General features: G+C 59.5%; 8 protein-coding genes. 4 read left to right on the top strand and 4 right to left on the bottom strand.

All coding sequences use genetic code 11. The features are described 5' to 3' along the window. Window positions 1-98: 98 nt before the first annotated feature. Both nfuA and MMG91_RS05975 read right to left on the bottom strand, forming a co-directional pair. Complete coding sequence (nfuA, locus tag MMG91_RS05980) at window positions 99-683, bottom strand: Fe-S biogenesis protein NfuA (protein WP_007898222.1); 585 nt, start codon at window positions 681-683, stop codon at window positions 99-101. Window positions 684-841: 158 nt separating this feature from the next. Beyond that, a complete protein-coding gene (locus MMG91_RS05975; protein ID WP_310659043.1) occupies window positions 842-3,127 on the bottom strand; it encodes a fatty acid cis/trans isomerase in 2,286 nt (761 codons plus the stop codon). 155 nt (window positions 3,128-3,282) lie between these two features. On the opposite strand from MMG91_RS05975, the gene metH reads away from it, so the two are divergent. Then, entirely contained in the window at window positions 3,283-6,993 is a 3,711-nt protein-coding gene (gene metH / locus MMG91_RS05970) for a methionine synthase (RefSeq protein ID WP_223485206.1), read from the top strand. A 175-nt stretch (window positions 6,994-7,168) separates the two neighbouring features. Then, a complete protein-coding gene (locus tag MMG91_RS05965) occupies window positions 7,169-7,384 on the top strand; it encodes a DUF2970 domain-containing protein (protein ID WP_310659042.1) in 216 nt (71 codons plus the stop codon). 6 nt (window positions 7,385-7,390) lie between these two features. Here the strand turns inward: MMG91_RS05965 and MMG91_RS05960 are convergent, their stop codons facing one another. Next, a complete protein-coding gene (locus MMG91_RS05960; protein WP_310659041.1) occupies window positions 7,391-8,470 on the bottom strand; it encodes an ABC transporter substrate-binding protein in 1,080 nt (359 codons plus the stop codon). A gap of 522 nt (window positions 8,471-8,992) precedes the next feature. On the opposite strand from MMG91_RS05960, the gene MMG91_RS05955 reads away from it, so the two are divergent. Together MMG91_RS05955 and MMG91_RS05950 are read left to right on the top strand one after the other, a co-directional pair. Continuing rightward, entirely contained in the window at window positions 8,993-10,651 is a 1,659-nt protein-coding gene (locus MMG91_RS05955; protein WP_305445824.1) for a nitrite/sulfite reductase, read from the top strand. Next, entirely contained in the window at window positions 10,635-11,129 is a 495-nt protein-coding gene (locus MMG91_RS05950; protein WP_305445825.1) for a DUF934 domain-containing protein, read from the top strand. The genes MMG91_RS05955 and MMG91_RS05950 overlap by 17 nt, the downstream gene beginning before the upstream one ends. A gap of 41 nt (window positions 11,130-11,170) precedes the next feature. Here the strand turns inward: MMG91_RS05950 and MMG91_RS05945 are convergent, their stop codons facing one another. Beyond that, a complete protein-coding gene (locus tag MMG91_RS05945; RefSeq protein WP_310659040.1) occupies window positions 11,171-15,112 on the bottom strand; it encodes a dermonecrotic toxin domain-containing protein in 3,942 nt (1,313 codons plus the stop codon). Window positions 15,113-15,208: the final 96 nt, after the last annotated feature.

The following is a 15,208-nucleotide window of genomic DNA, read 5'->3' as shown; positions in this document are numbered from 1 at the left end:
CGCGGAGCGCCCCGGGCTGCATTCCCACGCAGAGCGTGGGAACGATCAAAAAAAACGGTGCTCACGGGCACCGTTTTTTTATGTTTGCAGCGAACACCTTAGTAGTAGGCGTTTTCTTTCTGCGTGTGGTCGGTCACGTCACGAACGCCCTTGAGCTCGGGGATGCGCTCGAGCAAGGTGCGCTCGATGCCTTCGCGCAGGGTAACGTCTGCCTGGCCGCAGCCTTGGCAACCGCCGCCGAATTTCAGCACGGCGATACCGTCTTCGACCACATCGATCAGGCTGACCTGACCGCCGTGGCTGGCCAGCCCCGGGTTGATTTCGGTTTGCAGGTAGTAGTTGATGCGCTCGTTGACCGGGCTGTCAGCGTTGACCATCGGTACTTTGGCGTTTGGCGCCTTGATGGTCAGCTGGCCACCCATGCGGTCGGTGGCGTAGTCGACTACCGCATCGTCCAGAAACGCTTCGCTGAACGAGTCGATGTAAGCGGTGAAACTTTTGAGCCCCAGCGCCGTGTCTTCAGGTTTTTCTTCGCCCGGCTTGCAGTAGGCAATGCAGGTTTCGGCGTACTGGGTGCCAGGCTGGGTGATAAAGACGCGGATGCCGATACCCGGAGTGTTCTGCTTGGAGAGCAGATCAGCCAGGTAATCGTGGGCGGCGTCGGTAATGGTAATAGCGGTCATGGAAACTCCTCGCAGGCTTGGACGCAGTTTACGCCAATCATCGCGCCGGACAAAGTCCTAGTATTTTTGTCGGGAAAGATGCGCCTGTCGATGATCCTCTGATCACCGCTCCTACAAGGGTTCGGTCAGGGTTCGGCGGTGCGTGTTCAGGCCCTCAATCAAAGATTCTCGTAGCGGTTCATATCCAGCACGCCCTCTTCCACCGGGTCGGTGTCGTGGATGTAGCGGCTCAGATCATGGAAATACTGCCAGAACTGCGGATGACTGCGGCGAATGCCCCAGCGTTCGACGATTTTCTCGAAACTGGCGGCGTCCCTGGCATTTTCCATCGCGTCGACGAACGCGGGTACTTGCCCGGCCGGGATGTTGAACATGAAGTTCGGATAACTGCTGAGAACACCCGGATAGATCGTCAACGTATCGAGCCCTGGCTGATAGCGCAGCGACTCACCGAGCAGGAACGCCACGTTGCTGTGGGCGCGGTTGCGCAGCAGGCTGTAGACCTCGCGTTTGCCGCTTTGGGTCTCGATGCGCAACATCGTGGCTTCTGGCAACTGATCGATGACCTTCAGCCCCGCAGCCGGACGTGAAGTCAGGCGGCTCAAGGCCTGTTCGGCGTTCTGCAACGCCAGATCGATGTTCGGCCGCGAGCAGTAGGCACCATCGCAACGGTTGATCGGGTCGGGCTTGGCATTGAGGTCGCCGTACCGGGCCAGCAATTGCAGGGCAAAATCGCGTTTCGGGTCCTTTTCGTCCAGCGTCAGCGCCGTCGGCTTGTCGTTATCGATGTACTCATAATCCAGCCACATCTTGAACTTGCCGCCGTTCTGATACCAATCGTCGAGGTAGCCATCCCGTGAGTCGGCCGGCATCAAGCGCAAGAAATTCTGCTCGGCACCGTTGCGAATCAGGTCGAAGTACAGTCGGGTCTGGGCCTGATGGGATACGTTGCCGAATACATCGAAGTTGACCGCCAACTGGTAATACGTGCGTTCCAGCAGCGGGTAATCGAACAGCCAAATGGTTTGCGGCACGTCACCGATCAGGCCTTTGTTCACCGAGGCGCTGTCGAAATGCCGGAAGATGCTCAGCAGTGCGTTGTCATTGCCGGCCCACAGGGTCGACCAGCTCGGTGCCGGTAAATCGGCGTAGTTGTCCCGGCGCAAGGCTTCATATTCGTTGCGTTTGTCGCGGTAGTCGTGCCACAGGCTCAGAACACTGCCGACGTCATCGTTCTGCCCCGGCATCGCCAGCAACGGCGTGGCCTGGCCGCGATAATTCGGGTCGGTGATGTAAAGGTCATGCTCGGGGGCCTGGAACAGCGCCCAGAAGTTGTCGCGGATCACGTCGGTGGCGATCTGGCCCCGGCAGACCGGGCCACGAATAAAGGTACGCACGAAGTACTCGGCGTTATCGAGCATGAACTGGTAGCGCGCCTGAGCCGGGATGGCCTCAAAGGTCGTGAACGGATTGGCCCGTCGCTCCGGCCCGTAACCCGGCAGCGCATTGACCTGCCAATTGCCGCTGTAAAACAGGCTTTTGATCCGCGCCATCTTCGCCGCGCTCAGCGGATAGGTGATGTGGGTCTTGTGCACGATCACGCCTTGCACCGGCCATAAACGGTAGTAAACCTGAGTGCCCGGATCGTCATTCGGACGGCGAGTGTTGATCAGATCGATCGGCTGCCCGGTTGGCGTGCGCGAACGTACCCACTGAAAGAAATGCCCCGGCTCGCCGTCCTTGAAATAGAGGTGCGCCAGGAACCAGTGCTCGAACAACCAGCGCCCCACCAGACTCTCCCGGGCGCCTGGCGCGTTGAGCAAATTTTCCCACTGCACCACCTGCAAGGCTTCCTTGGTGCTGGGCACCAGGCCCTGTTCATCAATCGGCGCGCCGGAGGCCAGCCAGCGTTGCAACGTCTGGTATTGCTGATCGGTCAGGCCGGTGACCGCCAACGGCATGCCTTCTTTCGGGTGGGAGCTGGCATAACCGTCAAACTCCGCCGGCATGGCGCACATGTTTTCCCGGTTCAGGCCCAGGACGATGTCTTCCGGCAACTTGGCGTTAGGTTGCAACGGCGTTTTGTGGCCCAGCTCGAGCATGCGCGCCATCAGCGCCGCCTGGCTGCCCTGGGCGTCAAGCACCGAATAAAAGCCCTTTTGCTGCCAGGCACGCTTGCCGAAGGCGTCATAAAACAGCCGGGTCGGCGCTGCGGCCTGGCTACGCTCGCCGTCATAGACAGGCACCTTCGTCGCGCCTCGAACCGCCCCTTCGCCACTGCCCAGATTGAGCTGACAGGCGGAGTCGTAGCAGGCATGGCAGGCCACGCACTTTTCGGTGAAGATCGGTTGAATGTCGCGGACGTAGGAAATATCCGGAGCTTGTGCAGCGGCGCCCCCGCTTAAAAACAGCATCAATAGGCTGGTGACGACGCGATACGACATATCCCTGGTCCTGATCATGAGAAAACGCCGCGATTCTACCGGCCTGACCCTCGTACCAACATGAACGATATTCATGCAAAACCCGCACATGCTCCAAAAGCGCACAGGTTTGTTATCATCCCGGGCCTTCGTCATGGCCTTACCGAGTAGTCCAAATGTCCGATCGCAGCGTTCGCCTTCAAGCTCTCAAGCACGCCCTCAAAGAGCGCATCCTGATTCTCGATGGCGGCATGGGGACGATGATCCAGAGCTACAAGCTCGAGGAGCAGGATTACCGTGGCAAACGCTTCGCCGACTGGCCGAGCGACGTGAAAGGCAACAACGACCTGTTGGTGCTGACGCGCCCGGACGTGATTGGTGCTATTGAAAAAGCCTACCTGGATGCCGGCGCCGACATTCTGGAAACCAACACCTTCAACGCCACCCAAGTGTCCCAGGCCGACTACGGCATGCAGGGCCTGGCATACGAACTCAACGTAGAAGGCGCACGCCTGGCGCGCAAGGTGGCGGACGCCAAGACCCTGGAAACCCCGGACAAGCCGCGTTTTGTCGCCGGCGTGCTCGGCCCGACCAGCCGTACCTGCTCGCTGTCACCTGACGTGAACAACCCCGGCTACCGCAACGTGACCTTCGATGAGCTGGTGGAAAACTACACCGAGGCCACCAAAGGCCTGATCGAAGGCGGCGCCGACCTGATCCTGATCGAAACCATTTTCGACACCCTCAACGCCAAAGCCGCGATTTTCGCTGTGCAGGGTGTTTACGAAGAGTTGGGCGTCGAGTTGCCGATCATGATCTCCGGCACCATCACCGACGCCTCTGGCCGCACCCTCTCCGGCCAGACCACCGAAGCATTCTGGAACTCCGTGGCCCACGCCAAGCCGATCTCCGTCGGCCTGAACTGCGCCCTGGGCGCCAGTGAACTGCGCCCATACCTGGAAGAACTGTCGAACAAGGCCAGCACCTACGTGTCGGCGCACCCGAACGCCGGCCTGCCGAACGAATTCGGCGAGTACGACGAACTGCCAGCGCAAACCGCCAAGGTCATCGAAGAGTTCGCCCAAAGCGGCTTCCTGAACATCGTCGGCGGCTGCTGCGGCACCACGCCGGGCCACATCGAAGCCATCGCCAAAGCGGTGGCCGGTTATGCGCCGCGTGAAATCCCGGACATTCCCAAGGCCTGCCGCCTGTCGGGCCTGGAACCGTTCACCATCGATCGCAGCTCGCTGTTCGTCAACGTCGGCGAGCGCACCAACATTACCGGTTCCGCCAAATTCGCCCGGCTGATCCGTGAAGACAACTACACCGAAGCCCTGGAAGTCGCCCTGCAACAGGTCGAAGCCGGCGCCCAGGTGATCGACATCAACATGGACGAAGGGATGCTCGATTCGAAGAAGGCCATGGTGACCTTCCTCAATCTGATTGCCGGTGAACCGGACATCTCCCGCGTGCCGATCATGATCGACTCCTCCAAGTGGGAAGTGATCGAAGCCGGCCTCAAGTGCATCCAGGGCAAGGGCATCGTCAACTCCATCAGCATGAAGGAAGGCGTCGAGCAGTTCATTCATCACGCCAAACTGTGCAAGCGCTATGGCGCCGCCGTGGTGGTGATGGCCTTCGATGAAGCCGGCCAGGCCGACACCGAAGCGCGCAAGAAAGAAATCTGCAAACGCTCCTACGACATTCTGGTCAACGACGTCGGCTTCCCGCCGGAAGACATCATCTTCGACCCGAACATCTTCGCCGTGGCCACCGGTATCGAAGAACACAACAACTACGCTGTGGACTTCATCAACGCCTGCGCCTACATCCGCGACGAACTGCCGTACGCCCTGACCTCCGGCGGCGTGTCGAACGTGTCGTTCTCGTTCCGTGGCAACAACCCGGTGCGCGAGGCGATTCACTCGGTGTTCCTGCTGTATGCGATCCGTAATGGCCTGACCATGGGCATCGTCAACGCCGGCCAACTGGAGATCTACGATCAGATTCCAGCCGAGCTGCGCGACGCCGTCGAAGACGTGATCCTCAACCGCACCCCGGAAGGCACCGACGCCCTCCTCGCCATCGCCGACAAGTACAAGGGCGACGGCAGCGTCAAGGAAGCCGAGACCGAAGAGTGGCGTAACTGGGACGTCAACAAGCGTCTGGAACATGCGCTGGTCAAGGGCATCACCACACATATCGTGGAAGACACCGAAGAGTCGCGCCTGTCGTTCTCGCGCCCGATCGAAGTGATCGAAGGCCCATTGATGGCGGGTATGAACATCGTCGGCGACCTGTTCGGCGCCGGCAAAATGTTCCTGCCGCAGGTGGTGAAGTCCGCCCGCGTGATGAAACAGGCCGTGGCCCACTTGATCCCGTTCATCGAACTGGAAAAAGGCGACAAGCCGGAAGCCAAGGGCAAGATCCTCATGGCCACGGTCAAGGGCGATGTGCACGACATCGGCAAAAACATCGTCGGCGTGGTGCTGGGTTGTAACGGCTACGACATCGTCGACCTCGGTGTGATGGTGCCGGCGGAGAAGATCCTGCAAGTCGCCAAAGAACAGAAATGCGACATCATCGGCCTGTCCGGTTTGATCACGCCTTCGCTGGACGAAATGGTTCACGTGGCCCGCGAGATGCAACGTCAGGACTTCCATCTGCCGTTGATGATCGGTGGCGCGACCACTTCCAAGGCGCACACGGCGGTGAAGATCGAGCCCAAGTACAGCAACGACGCGGTGATCTACGTCACCGATGCCTCCCGCGCCGTGGGCGTGGCGACGCAGTTGCTGTCCAAGGAACTGAAGGCCGGTTTCGTCGAGAAGACTCGCCTGGAATACATCGACGTTCGCGAGCGCACTGCCAACCGCAGCGCCCGTACCGAACGCCTGAGCTACCCGGTGGCCATCGCCAAGAAACCGCAGTTCGACTGGGGTAGCTACGAACCGGTCAAACCGACGTTCACCGGCGCCAAGGTGCTGGACAATATCGACCTTAAAGTTCTGGCCGAATACATAGACTGGACGCCGTTTTTCATCTCTTGGGATCTGGCCGGTAAATTCCCGCGCATCCTGCAAGACGAAGTGGTCGGTGAAGCCGCCACCGCGTTGTACGCCGATGCCCAGGAAATGCTTGCCAAACTGATCGACGAAAAACTCATCAGCGCCCGTGCGGTATTCGGCTTCTGGCCAGCCAATCAGGTGCGCGACGATGACATCGAAGTCTACGGCGATGACGGCAAGCCATTGGCCAAGCTGCACCACTTGCGCCAGCAGATCATCAAGACCGACGGCAAGCCGAACTTCTCCCTGGCCGACTTCGTTGCGCCCAAGGACAGTGGCGTGACCGACTACGTGGGTGGCTTTATCACCACCGCCGGCATCGGCGCCGAAGAAGTGGCCAAGGCCTATCAGGATGCGGGCGACGACTACAACTCGATCATGGTCAAGGCCCTGGCCGACCGCCTGGCCGAGGCCTGTGCCGAGTGGCTACACCAGCAGGTGCGTAAAGACTACTGGGGCTACGCCAAAGACGAAACGCTGGACAACGAGGCGTTGATCAAAGAGCAATACACCGGCATCCGCCCTGCTCCGGGCTACCCGGCGTGCCCGGATCACACCGAGAAAGCCACGCTGTTCAAACTGCTGGACCCGGAAGCGGAAGAACTCAAGGCCGGCCGCAGCGGCGTGTTCCTCACCGAGCACTACGCCATGTTCCCGGCGGCAGCGGTCAGCGGCTGGTACTTCGCGCACCCGCAGGCGCAATACTTCGCCGTGGGCAAGATCGACAAGGATCAGGTGCAGAGCTACACCTCGCGCAAAGGTCAGGAATTGAGCGTGACCGAGCGCTGGCTGGCGCCTAACCTGGGTTACGACAACTAACCCTAGGCCTGCTTTTGCTTTTGCTTTTGCCTTCGTAGGAGCGAGGCTTGCCCGCGAAGAACGATGATGCGGTCTCACGGGAAAGTCGCGTCATCGTTCTTCGTGGGCAAGCCTCGCTCCAGGTTTCGGGTGTATTGTCTATGCTTACCTCTCATGCATTGATGACGGGGGATTTATGGACGATCCAAACAACAAACCACCAACCTTTTGGCAGATGCTGCACAGCGTCATGGCGGCGGCGTTCGGGGTGCAGAGCGGGAAGAATCGGGCCCGGGATTTCACCCACGGCAAGCCGAGTCATTTCGTGATTCTGGGGATCCTGTTCACGGCAGTATTCGCGTTGACGCTGTTTGCCATCGTGAAACTGGTGCTGCTCCTGGCCGGGATTTGACCGAGCTCAGTGCATCAGGGTTTGCAAGCTGAACGGGTAGCGATACGACGTCGGTCGCCCCTTGGCCGAGAGCTTTTGAAAATCCACGCCGTAATCCTGAGTGGCATTCAACGCCAGCAATCGCTTGGCTTGTGCGTGAGCGATCAGCTGCAACAGCGGGATCTGCCGGTCGCGCCCGCCGTACTGGCTGACATCCACCCCCTGCTCGTAGTCATGCAGTTGCACCAGGGCCCAACCACCCAGGGTGAAGTGCCCGCCCAGCAGCACGCTCAACCGCCCCTCCAGCAGCGCCTGCAACGCGGCCGGTGAATTGTTGACGGCGCTGAACAGCACGTCCTTGCCGGGTTGACCACCCGTTTCGGCGTAGGCCTGCATGGCGCCAAAGGCCATTTCATCGTTGGCCGACCAGACCAGCGACGTTTGCGGATAACGCTTGAACAATAACCTGGCCTGTTCATAGGCGCGCTTGCGGTTCCAGCCGCCATAGACCAACTGGCGCAACCGCACTTCAGGGTGTTCGGCCAATGCCCGCATCATGCCCTTCTCACGCTGTTGCGCGGCTGGGGTGATCTTCAGGCCGGAAAAGGCCACGAGGTCAATGACTTCACCGGGTGCGATTGGGCGATGCAGGCGAATCAGCTCCTTGAGCATCAGGTAGCCACCCTCCTCATTGTTGGGCACCAGGCTGCCCAACCAGTCGGGATACTTGTCCGGCTGGGCGCCGAGCAGGCGCATCTGGTCAGCGGTCAGGCCGTTGTTGACCAAAAACAGCTTCACGCCGCTGCCCTGAGCCAGGCGCAGGATTTCGGGGGCGACGTACAGTTCGTTGACGAACACCAGATAATCTGGTCGATTCGGCCCTTGCAGAGCTTCGCGGGCCTGCTTGAGGGTTGTTTCAGCGTTTCGCTCGGAATACTGGATGTGCAAATCCATGCCCAGGTCCTTGGCCGCGGCCTGCATGAACTGCGAGTAACTGACCCAGAACGTCTCTTGGGTGGTCCCGGGATTGAGGAACAACACCGACGCCGCCTGGGCACACGCCCCCATGCCAAGCGTCAGCACTACACCACAGAGATACTTCAACATTAACGTCCGAGCCCCCGAAAATCCGCCGCGCATTATAGCCAGCGAAGTTCCTTGAAACGGCGCTTATTCCGTTTTTTGTCCGACAATCGTCGGCACCGGCCCGGACGGGGTCGTTTATTGATGGCTGACCCAGAACACCGCTGTGCCCACGACCAGGATGATCAGGAACAAAATCGCCCAGGCATCGACCGTGCTATCGCTTTTCCTTGCTTTGGTGGGGTTGCTCATTGCATCGCCTCTTGTCGGTTTTATCGGTGATTGCATAAAGACTCGAGCACAGTTAAGACGATGATTGCCCGCACCACAAATGTGGGTTTTACTCCCATGTGTTTCATTAGTCGTTTTGGTTCTTTACATATACTCAAACATCACTTTTGCGCATAACTGCAAACTGGTATCTTGCCTCCGCTCCGTTGGGAGTGCGCGGCCGTGCGCGCAGAATTGCCGAGGCAGTATCGGAGACTTCAGCAAGCGAAAAACGCAACTGGATCCGACCGGCCCAAGCCTGAGAACAGGACTTATATGTACGTATACGACGAGTACGATCAGCGGATCATCGAGGACCGCGTCAAGCAGTTCCGTGATCAGACCCGACGCTATCTGGCAGGCGAGCTGAGCGAAGAAGAATTCCGCCCCCTGCGCCTGCAAAATGGCCTTTATATCCAGCGCTTCGCGCCGATGCTGCGGGTGGCGGTGCCTTATGGCCAACTGACTTCGCGCCAGACGCGAATGATGGCCAAGATTGCCCGCGACTATGACAAGGGCTACGCCCACATCAGTACCCGGCAGAACGTGCAGTTCAACTGGCCGGCCCTGGAAGACATCCCGGACATCCTGGCTGAGCTGGCGACCGTGCAGATGCATGCGATCCAGACCAGCGGCAACTGCCTGCGCAACGTCACCACCGATCAGTTCGCCGGTGTTGCAGCCGACGAGTTGATCGACCCGCGTCCATGGTGCGAAATCGTCCGTCAGTGGACCACGTTCCACCCGGAATTCGCCTACCTGCCGCGTAAATTCAAAATCGCCATCAACGGTTCGACGTCTGACCGTGCGGCCATCGAAGTCCATGACATTGGCCTTGAGCCGGTGCACAACGCCGCAGGCGAACTGGGCTTCCGTGTGCTGGTCGGTGGCGGCCTGGGCCGTACCCCGGTGGTGGGCGCGTTCATCAACGAGTTCCTGCCATGGCAAGACCTGTTGAGCTACCTCGACGCCATCCTGCGGGTCTACAACCGCTACGGCCGTCGCGACAACAAGTACAAGGCGCGGATCAAGATTCTGGTCAAGGCCCTGACGCCTGAAGTGTTCGCGCAAAAAGTCGACGCGGAAATGGAACACCTTCGCGGTGGCCAGACCACGTTGACCGAGGCCGAAGTGCATCGCGTGGCCAAACACTTCGTCGATCCCGAATACAAGGCTCTGGACAACCAGACTGCCGAACTGGCCGAACTCGACAAACAGCACCCAGGCTTCGCCCGCTGGCGCACCCGCAATACCCTGGCTCACAAGAAGCCAGGTTATGTCGCCGTGACCCTCTCCCTGAAGCCGACCGGTGTTGCACCGGGCGACATCACCGACAAGCAGCTCGACGCCGTGGCCGACCTGGCCGACCGTTACAGCTTCGGTCAGCTGCGCACGTCTCACGAGCAGAACATCATTCTGGCCGACGTTGAACAAAGTCAGTTGTTCGCGATGTGGGGCGAGTTACGCGAGCAGGGCTTCGCCACGCCGAACATCGGCTTGCTGACCGACATCATCTGCTGCCCGGGCGGCGACTTCTGCTCCCTGGCCAACGCCAAGTCGATCCCGATCGCCGAGTCGATCCAGCGTCGCTTCGAAGACCTGGATTACCTGTTCGATATCGGCGAACTGGACCTGAACATCTCTGGCTGCATGAACGCCTGTGGTCACCACCACGTCGGCCACATCGGCATCCTCGGGGTGGACAAGAAAGGCGAAGAGTTCTACCAGGTATCCCTGGGTGGCAGCGCCAGTCGCGATGCGAGCCTGGGCAAGATCCTCGGCCCGTCTTTCGCACAGGAAGCCATGCCTGACGTGATCGAGAAGCTGATCGACGTGTACATCGAACAACGTACCGAAGACGAGCGCTTCATCGACACCTATCAGCGTATCGGCATCGACCTCTTCAAGGAGCGCGTCTATGCAGCGAATAATTAAGAACAACGAAGTCGTCGACGAAACCTGGCACCTGCTGCCGAAGGACTTCAACATCGACGAGATCAGCAATTGCGACGACCTTATCGTCCCGCTGCAACTGTGGCGCGAACACAGCCGTATGCTCAAGGCTCGCGATGGCGGCCTGGGCGTGTGGCTGGACGCCGATGAAGAAGCCGAAGAAATCGGAGATGACGTCGATCAGTTCCAGGTCATCGCCTTGAACTTCCCGGCGTTCACCGATGGACGCAATTACTCCAATGCTCGCTTGCTGCGAGACCGTTATGGTTTCAAAGGCGAACTGCGGGCGATCGGCGATGTACTGCGCGACCAACTGTTCTACATGCATCGCTGCGGTTTCGATGCCTTTGCATTGCGCGCCGATAAAGACCCGTACGAAGCCCTGGAAAGTCTCCAGGATTTCTCGGTGACGTATCAGGCCGCCACCGACGAGCCGCTGCCGCTGTTCCGTCGCCGTTGATGTCCAGGCCTTGAACCCTTTGCGGGGTTCAAGGCCATCCTCTAGGCCTGCTCGGCGATCACCGGAAATGGCCGCCCCATCGCCACCCAATCGCGATAAAGCCTGGCCCGATCCTCCAGCGACATGAACATCTCCAACGGATTTTCAGCATCGACCTCTGTGCCCTCGACCACCCAGATCAGCCAGTTCCACAACTCGTCCGATGCCTGCGCCTCGCTCAACAGTCGCCAGACCCTCGCTTGCAACGCCAGATAATCGACCTGAAAGTCCGCCGTCAGGCTGAGCCCATCAATGAGCCTCAGGAATCGACTGCCTGACGGCTTGACCGCCAATTGCTGCCAGATCGTTCGCCTGGCTTGCCGCAGTGCTTCGTCACCCTCCTGCAACCACGCAACCGGATTGCCATAATCGGCTCCTGGCGCGCTCAACCAAAGGTTGATCCCGGTGCGCTGTCGATGCCTGATCAGGCGTAGCAGCGTGTCTTCGTCCGTCAGCGGATTGCCCCAGAGCTTTACCCGATCCCGGGCAATGGCCTGGCTCAATACCGCCGGCGGAACCCGGGTTATTCGGTTGTCACGCAGGTCCAGCAACGTCAGGTAGGGCTCATCCCGAATCCCGATCGGGCACGAACGGATCTCTGTTTTCCTCAAATTCACCTCCCGCAGTTTGTCCATCCCTAACAACACAGGCGAAACACTCAGGGGGTTTTCACTCAAGTCCAGTGATTGCAAGTTGATCAAGTCACACAGTTGAGACGCCGTGTCCTCCCTGAATTTGAGAAACGCGGCTTTCAGATTCAGCGTTGTGAGATGGCTCATTCGCGGGATCGCCGGCGGTAGAACGCTCTCCAATACCTCCATGGCATCAGGCAGTCGCAGATCGACTTTCTCCAGACTCAATACGCGCAGGTTGGGGAAAGATTCAAGAAACCCGTTCAAGCTCTCACGTTCCGTCAGGTGCAATCCGCGCATCGACAGCTCAATCACGTCGTTGAACTTGACGTTCATGACCGGCAAGCGGTGGTAGTCCTCGAACTCCAGATCCAGTTTGTATCCCACTAACGCTTCGCCGGAATAGAGGCGATTGGCCTGCGGCGGGCACTTTTGCCAGATTGAGACCAGCTCGTCAGCCAGGTCTATCCGGGTCTCGCGCTCGAACTCCATCGTGTACTGCACCTGCGCGACGTTATGCTCCGCGATTTGCGCATGAGTCATGCCCACGGCGTCCTCGTCGCCAGCGGCCAGAAAGTCGATGTCCATGTCATCGAGATCCAGTAGGGTCCGGTCAATCCAACTGGTCAAATCCGTACTCAATTGCTCGAACTGTTGCTTCAGACCATCAAGGTGTGACTGAGCGCTTGCTCCGGCATGTTGCAGCCATTCATCGGCCTGCGCGTTGCTGAATTCGGGATAGAGTTCCCTCACTTGCAGCCTCATCGTCTGATGGGTCAACGCTGCGGCCTGCGGAGTCGTCGGAAAACCGCCGCCCCTCAAACCCTGCATTTCGAAAGGCAGCCCCCCGTCCATTCTGCCCAGGCCCAAGGCGAACTCGGCGCGTGACAGTGCCCGGTCGCGGAGTTTGAGCTTCAGTTCGCTGGCCGGGTTCAGCGACTGTAACTGCAGCGCCACCCGCTCGTCCGCGGACAACACACCGATGATGGCCCCGTAAAAATCCGTGCGCGCGATGGCTTGGGCGGGCACATCGACGTATTGATAGTGGTCGCCGATTTTGATCAAGCGTCGACAATCAGCCGCATCAAGCGAGCCGCAACGATCCAGCACCCGACCTTGCAGCGAGCCGTCGAGCACCTCGATTCGCAGGCCTTTCGGCCAGCCGGGCAGGTTTTTCAGCGAATGCAAGGCCAGCGTGTCCGAACCGGAATGGGCCACCGACCGCAGATAAAGGCCTTCGTAAGCTCGGGTAAGCCTCACATGCTGCTGGTACTGGCGGGCCTTGCTGTCCAGTTGTCTGAAGACTCCCTTGACCTGGCTCGCATCCGGCGTCGCCGTGAACTCTACGCCACAGCGATCAAGCATCTGCTCCACCGCACTTTTCGGCAGGCCGGGATATTGCTGTTGAAACAATCGAACCCATTCATGCTCCGAGTGTTGGAGCGCCTGATAGCGAGCGTTGAACAACTCCACTCGCCGGGCCTGCAACGCCTCGCTTCCGTCAGCCTGCGTTTTGTCGATGACCTCCACGACGTCCTGATCGATTTTGAAGCGGCTGATAGTGTCGGCCAACACAGGAGTGGGTCGACGACCGGTCTGCATCATTCGCAGCAGATCGTCATCAACAGCGCTGACCTTGCCGATTTGCGCCAGCACTTCGTCGCTGAAGGAATCCACCGGGGCGCCGATCCCTCGCAGCAGGCTCAGACGGGTCGGCATCTGCGCCCCCGACTCCACGGGGGCGACATGAACGGGTGGAGCGCCCACCGACGTACCATCGAGCCGCACAGCGGGCTCCTCGACCCCGTGTTCGGCCCTGGCCAGCGCGGCGGCCTCGGCGCCTTCGCCTTTTAACGAAGCGACAGCCCCAGCCAGCGGCAGTGCATTGAGCAAGCCGAACACGGTTCGCGTCACGCCTTCAGAACGCTCACTGGCCGTTTTCCCCTCAATGGCCTCATGCAGACCGTAACCGGCGTCAATTAGCCCGGCCAGCACCAACAATCCCTCACCTCCGGGCACAAACAACGCCAGCGGCCCGAACTGGTTGATCCATTGCACGATCGGCTCGACGAAAGCGCTCAGATTGTCACGGTTGACCTGGGCATCGTCGCGGATAGTCTTGACGCTGTCCTGGGCGGCCTGCTTCATGGAACGCACCAACTGCGCAAAAGGGTCGGATGCGCCGGGTGAGCGATCAAAGTCGATGTAGTCATCCGGATCCCAATGGCCATCATTATTGAAGAACCCGGCACTCTTCGTCAGCCTGTGCATTTTGGGATAAATCGCCATGCCCTCCAGCGCGGTCAGTACACCCGCATGAAAGGTGCCGTCCTCGCGATCCTCTTCAGAAAAGTGAGCCGCCAGTGCCTGTTTCGTATCAGCCACCCGGCCCTGCGCCACGATCCACTGACGCAACTGCCGGCTATCGGTGAATTCGTGCAGCGGTGAAGAATTTCCGGGGATGTACAGCAGCACCCTGGAGCCTGATCGCGCTCGAAAACACCAGATATCTGTCGCCGTATAACGGTACAGTTTCAACCGACTCGCCTCGACGCCGGGGGGCATTCTTGTCGGCGCCTGCAACTGCTTGATTGTCAGCGTTTCCCAGGTCTGCGCGGCGGGCAACCCGGCGGCTTGCATGGCGAGTTCCAGCCCCTTTCGGGACAGACACCGTTCTTGATATTGCAGCCGGGCCGCCATGACGAAAGCCGCCTTGACCGATGTCCTCAAGGCATAAGAACCGGGAACAGCAATGACTGCGTCCGACGGCCAGGCCTGATCAAGATAAGTCTGGTATCGACGGGGAAGAAACAACCCCCAGACCCACTGCTTGAAATCGGCAGGCCGCAGATTGATTTGCGTGTGCGGGCCATAGGATTGCGGAACCGTGGCGCGGTAAATGCCTTCATAGGTGTCGTGATTGCCGTTGCCCACATAGGCAAACTCATCGACCTTTTCGACAATGCGCACCGACGGCCCGATGTCGGGCGGTGTGTACAGCCCAAACGCGGTTTCGCCGAAGCGCCCATCACCCACCGTCTGATAATTGCCAAGCAGCGCCTGGATCAGGGAGCGAGAACTCCCCACCTGCCCCTGGTGGACACCGCTCTCAGGAGGATGCCCATGGTAGTTGTAGTCGAGCGTTACCAGCAGGGCCGTCTGCGGATCAATGTCGGCCCCCCACTTCTCCTTGATCAAGGACTCGCCAAACTGAGCGGGGGTTTGCGGTAGTGCGGTCTCCACCGCGGCCTTCAGTTCGTTACGTATCAGGACATTGGGCGTTGGGGCGTCGCCATGTGCGTGATCATTCATGTGCATTCCATTGCAAACTATTGGGAATCACCACATTACCCAGCCGCAACTCAAGCGTAAGTCGGAATGATCGGCAGGCCAGTTAGGACGTTTCGC

This window comes from Pseudomonas sp. JL3 (assembly GCF_031570575.1).
GTDB lineage: Bacteria > Pseudomonadota > Gammaproteobacteria > Pseudomonadales > Pseudomonadaceae > Aquipseudomonas > Aquipseudomonas cucumis.
The sequence above is the reverse complement of the archived record's forward strand: the minus strand, read 5'-3'. Positions and strand labels throughout refer to the sequence as shown.

Excerpts from the sequence above, each read along its gene's own strand:
- nfuA (WP_007898222.1), bottom strand. The coding sequence starts at position 683 with ATGACCGCTATTACCATTACCGACGCCGCCCACGATTACCTGGCTGAT.
- MMG91_RS05975 (WP_310659043.1), bottom strand. The coding sequence starts at position 3,127 with ATGTCGTATCGCGTCGTCACCAGCCTATTGATGCTGTTTTTAAGCGGG.
- metH (WP_223485206.1), top strand. The coding sequence starts at position 3,283 with ATGTCCGATCGCAGCGTTCGCCTTCAAGCTCTCAAGCACGCCCTCAAA.
- MMG91_RS05965 (WP_310659042.1), top strand. The coding sequence starts at position 7,169 with ATGGACGATCCAAACAACAAACCACCAACCTTTTGGCAGATGCTGCAC.
- MMG91_RS05960 (WP_310659041.1), bottom strand. The coding sequence starts at position 8,470 with ATGTTGAAGTATCTCTGTGGTGTAGTGCTGACGCTTGGCATGGGGGCG.
- MMG91_RS05955 (WP_305445824.1), top strand. The coding sequence starts at position 8,993 with ATGTACGTATACGACGAGTACGATCAGCGGATCATCGAGGACCGCGTC.
- MMG91_RS05950 (WP_305445825.1), top strand. The coding sequence starts at position 10,635 with ATGCAGCGAATAATTAAGAACAACGAAGTCGTCGACGAAACCTGGCAC.
- MMG91_RS05945 (WP_310659040.1), bottom strand. The coding sequence starts at position 15,112 with ATGAATGATCACGCACATGGCGACGCCCCAACGCCCAATGTCCTGATA.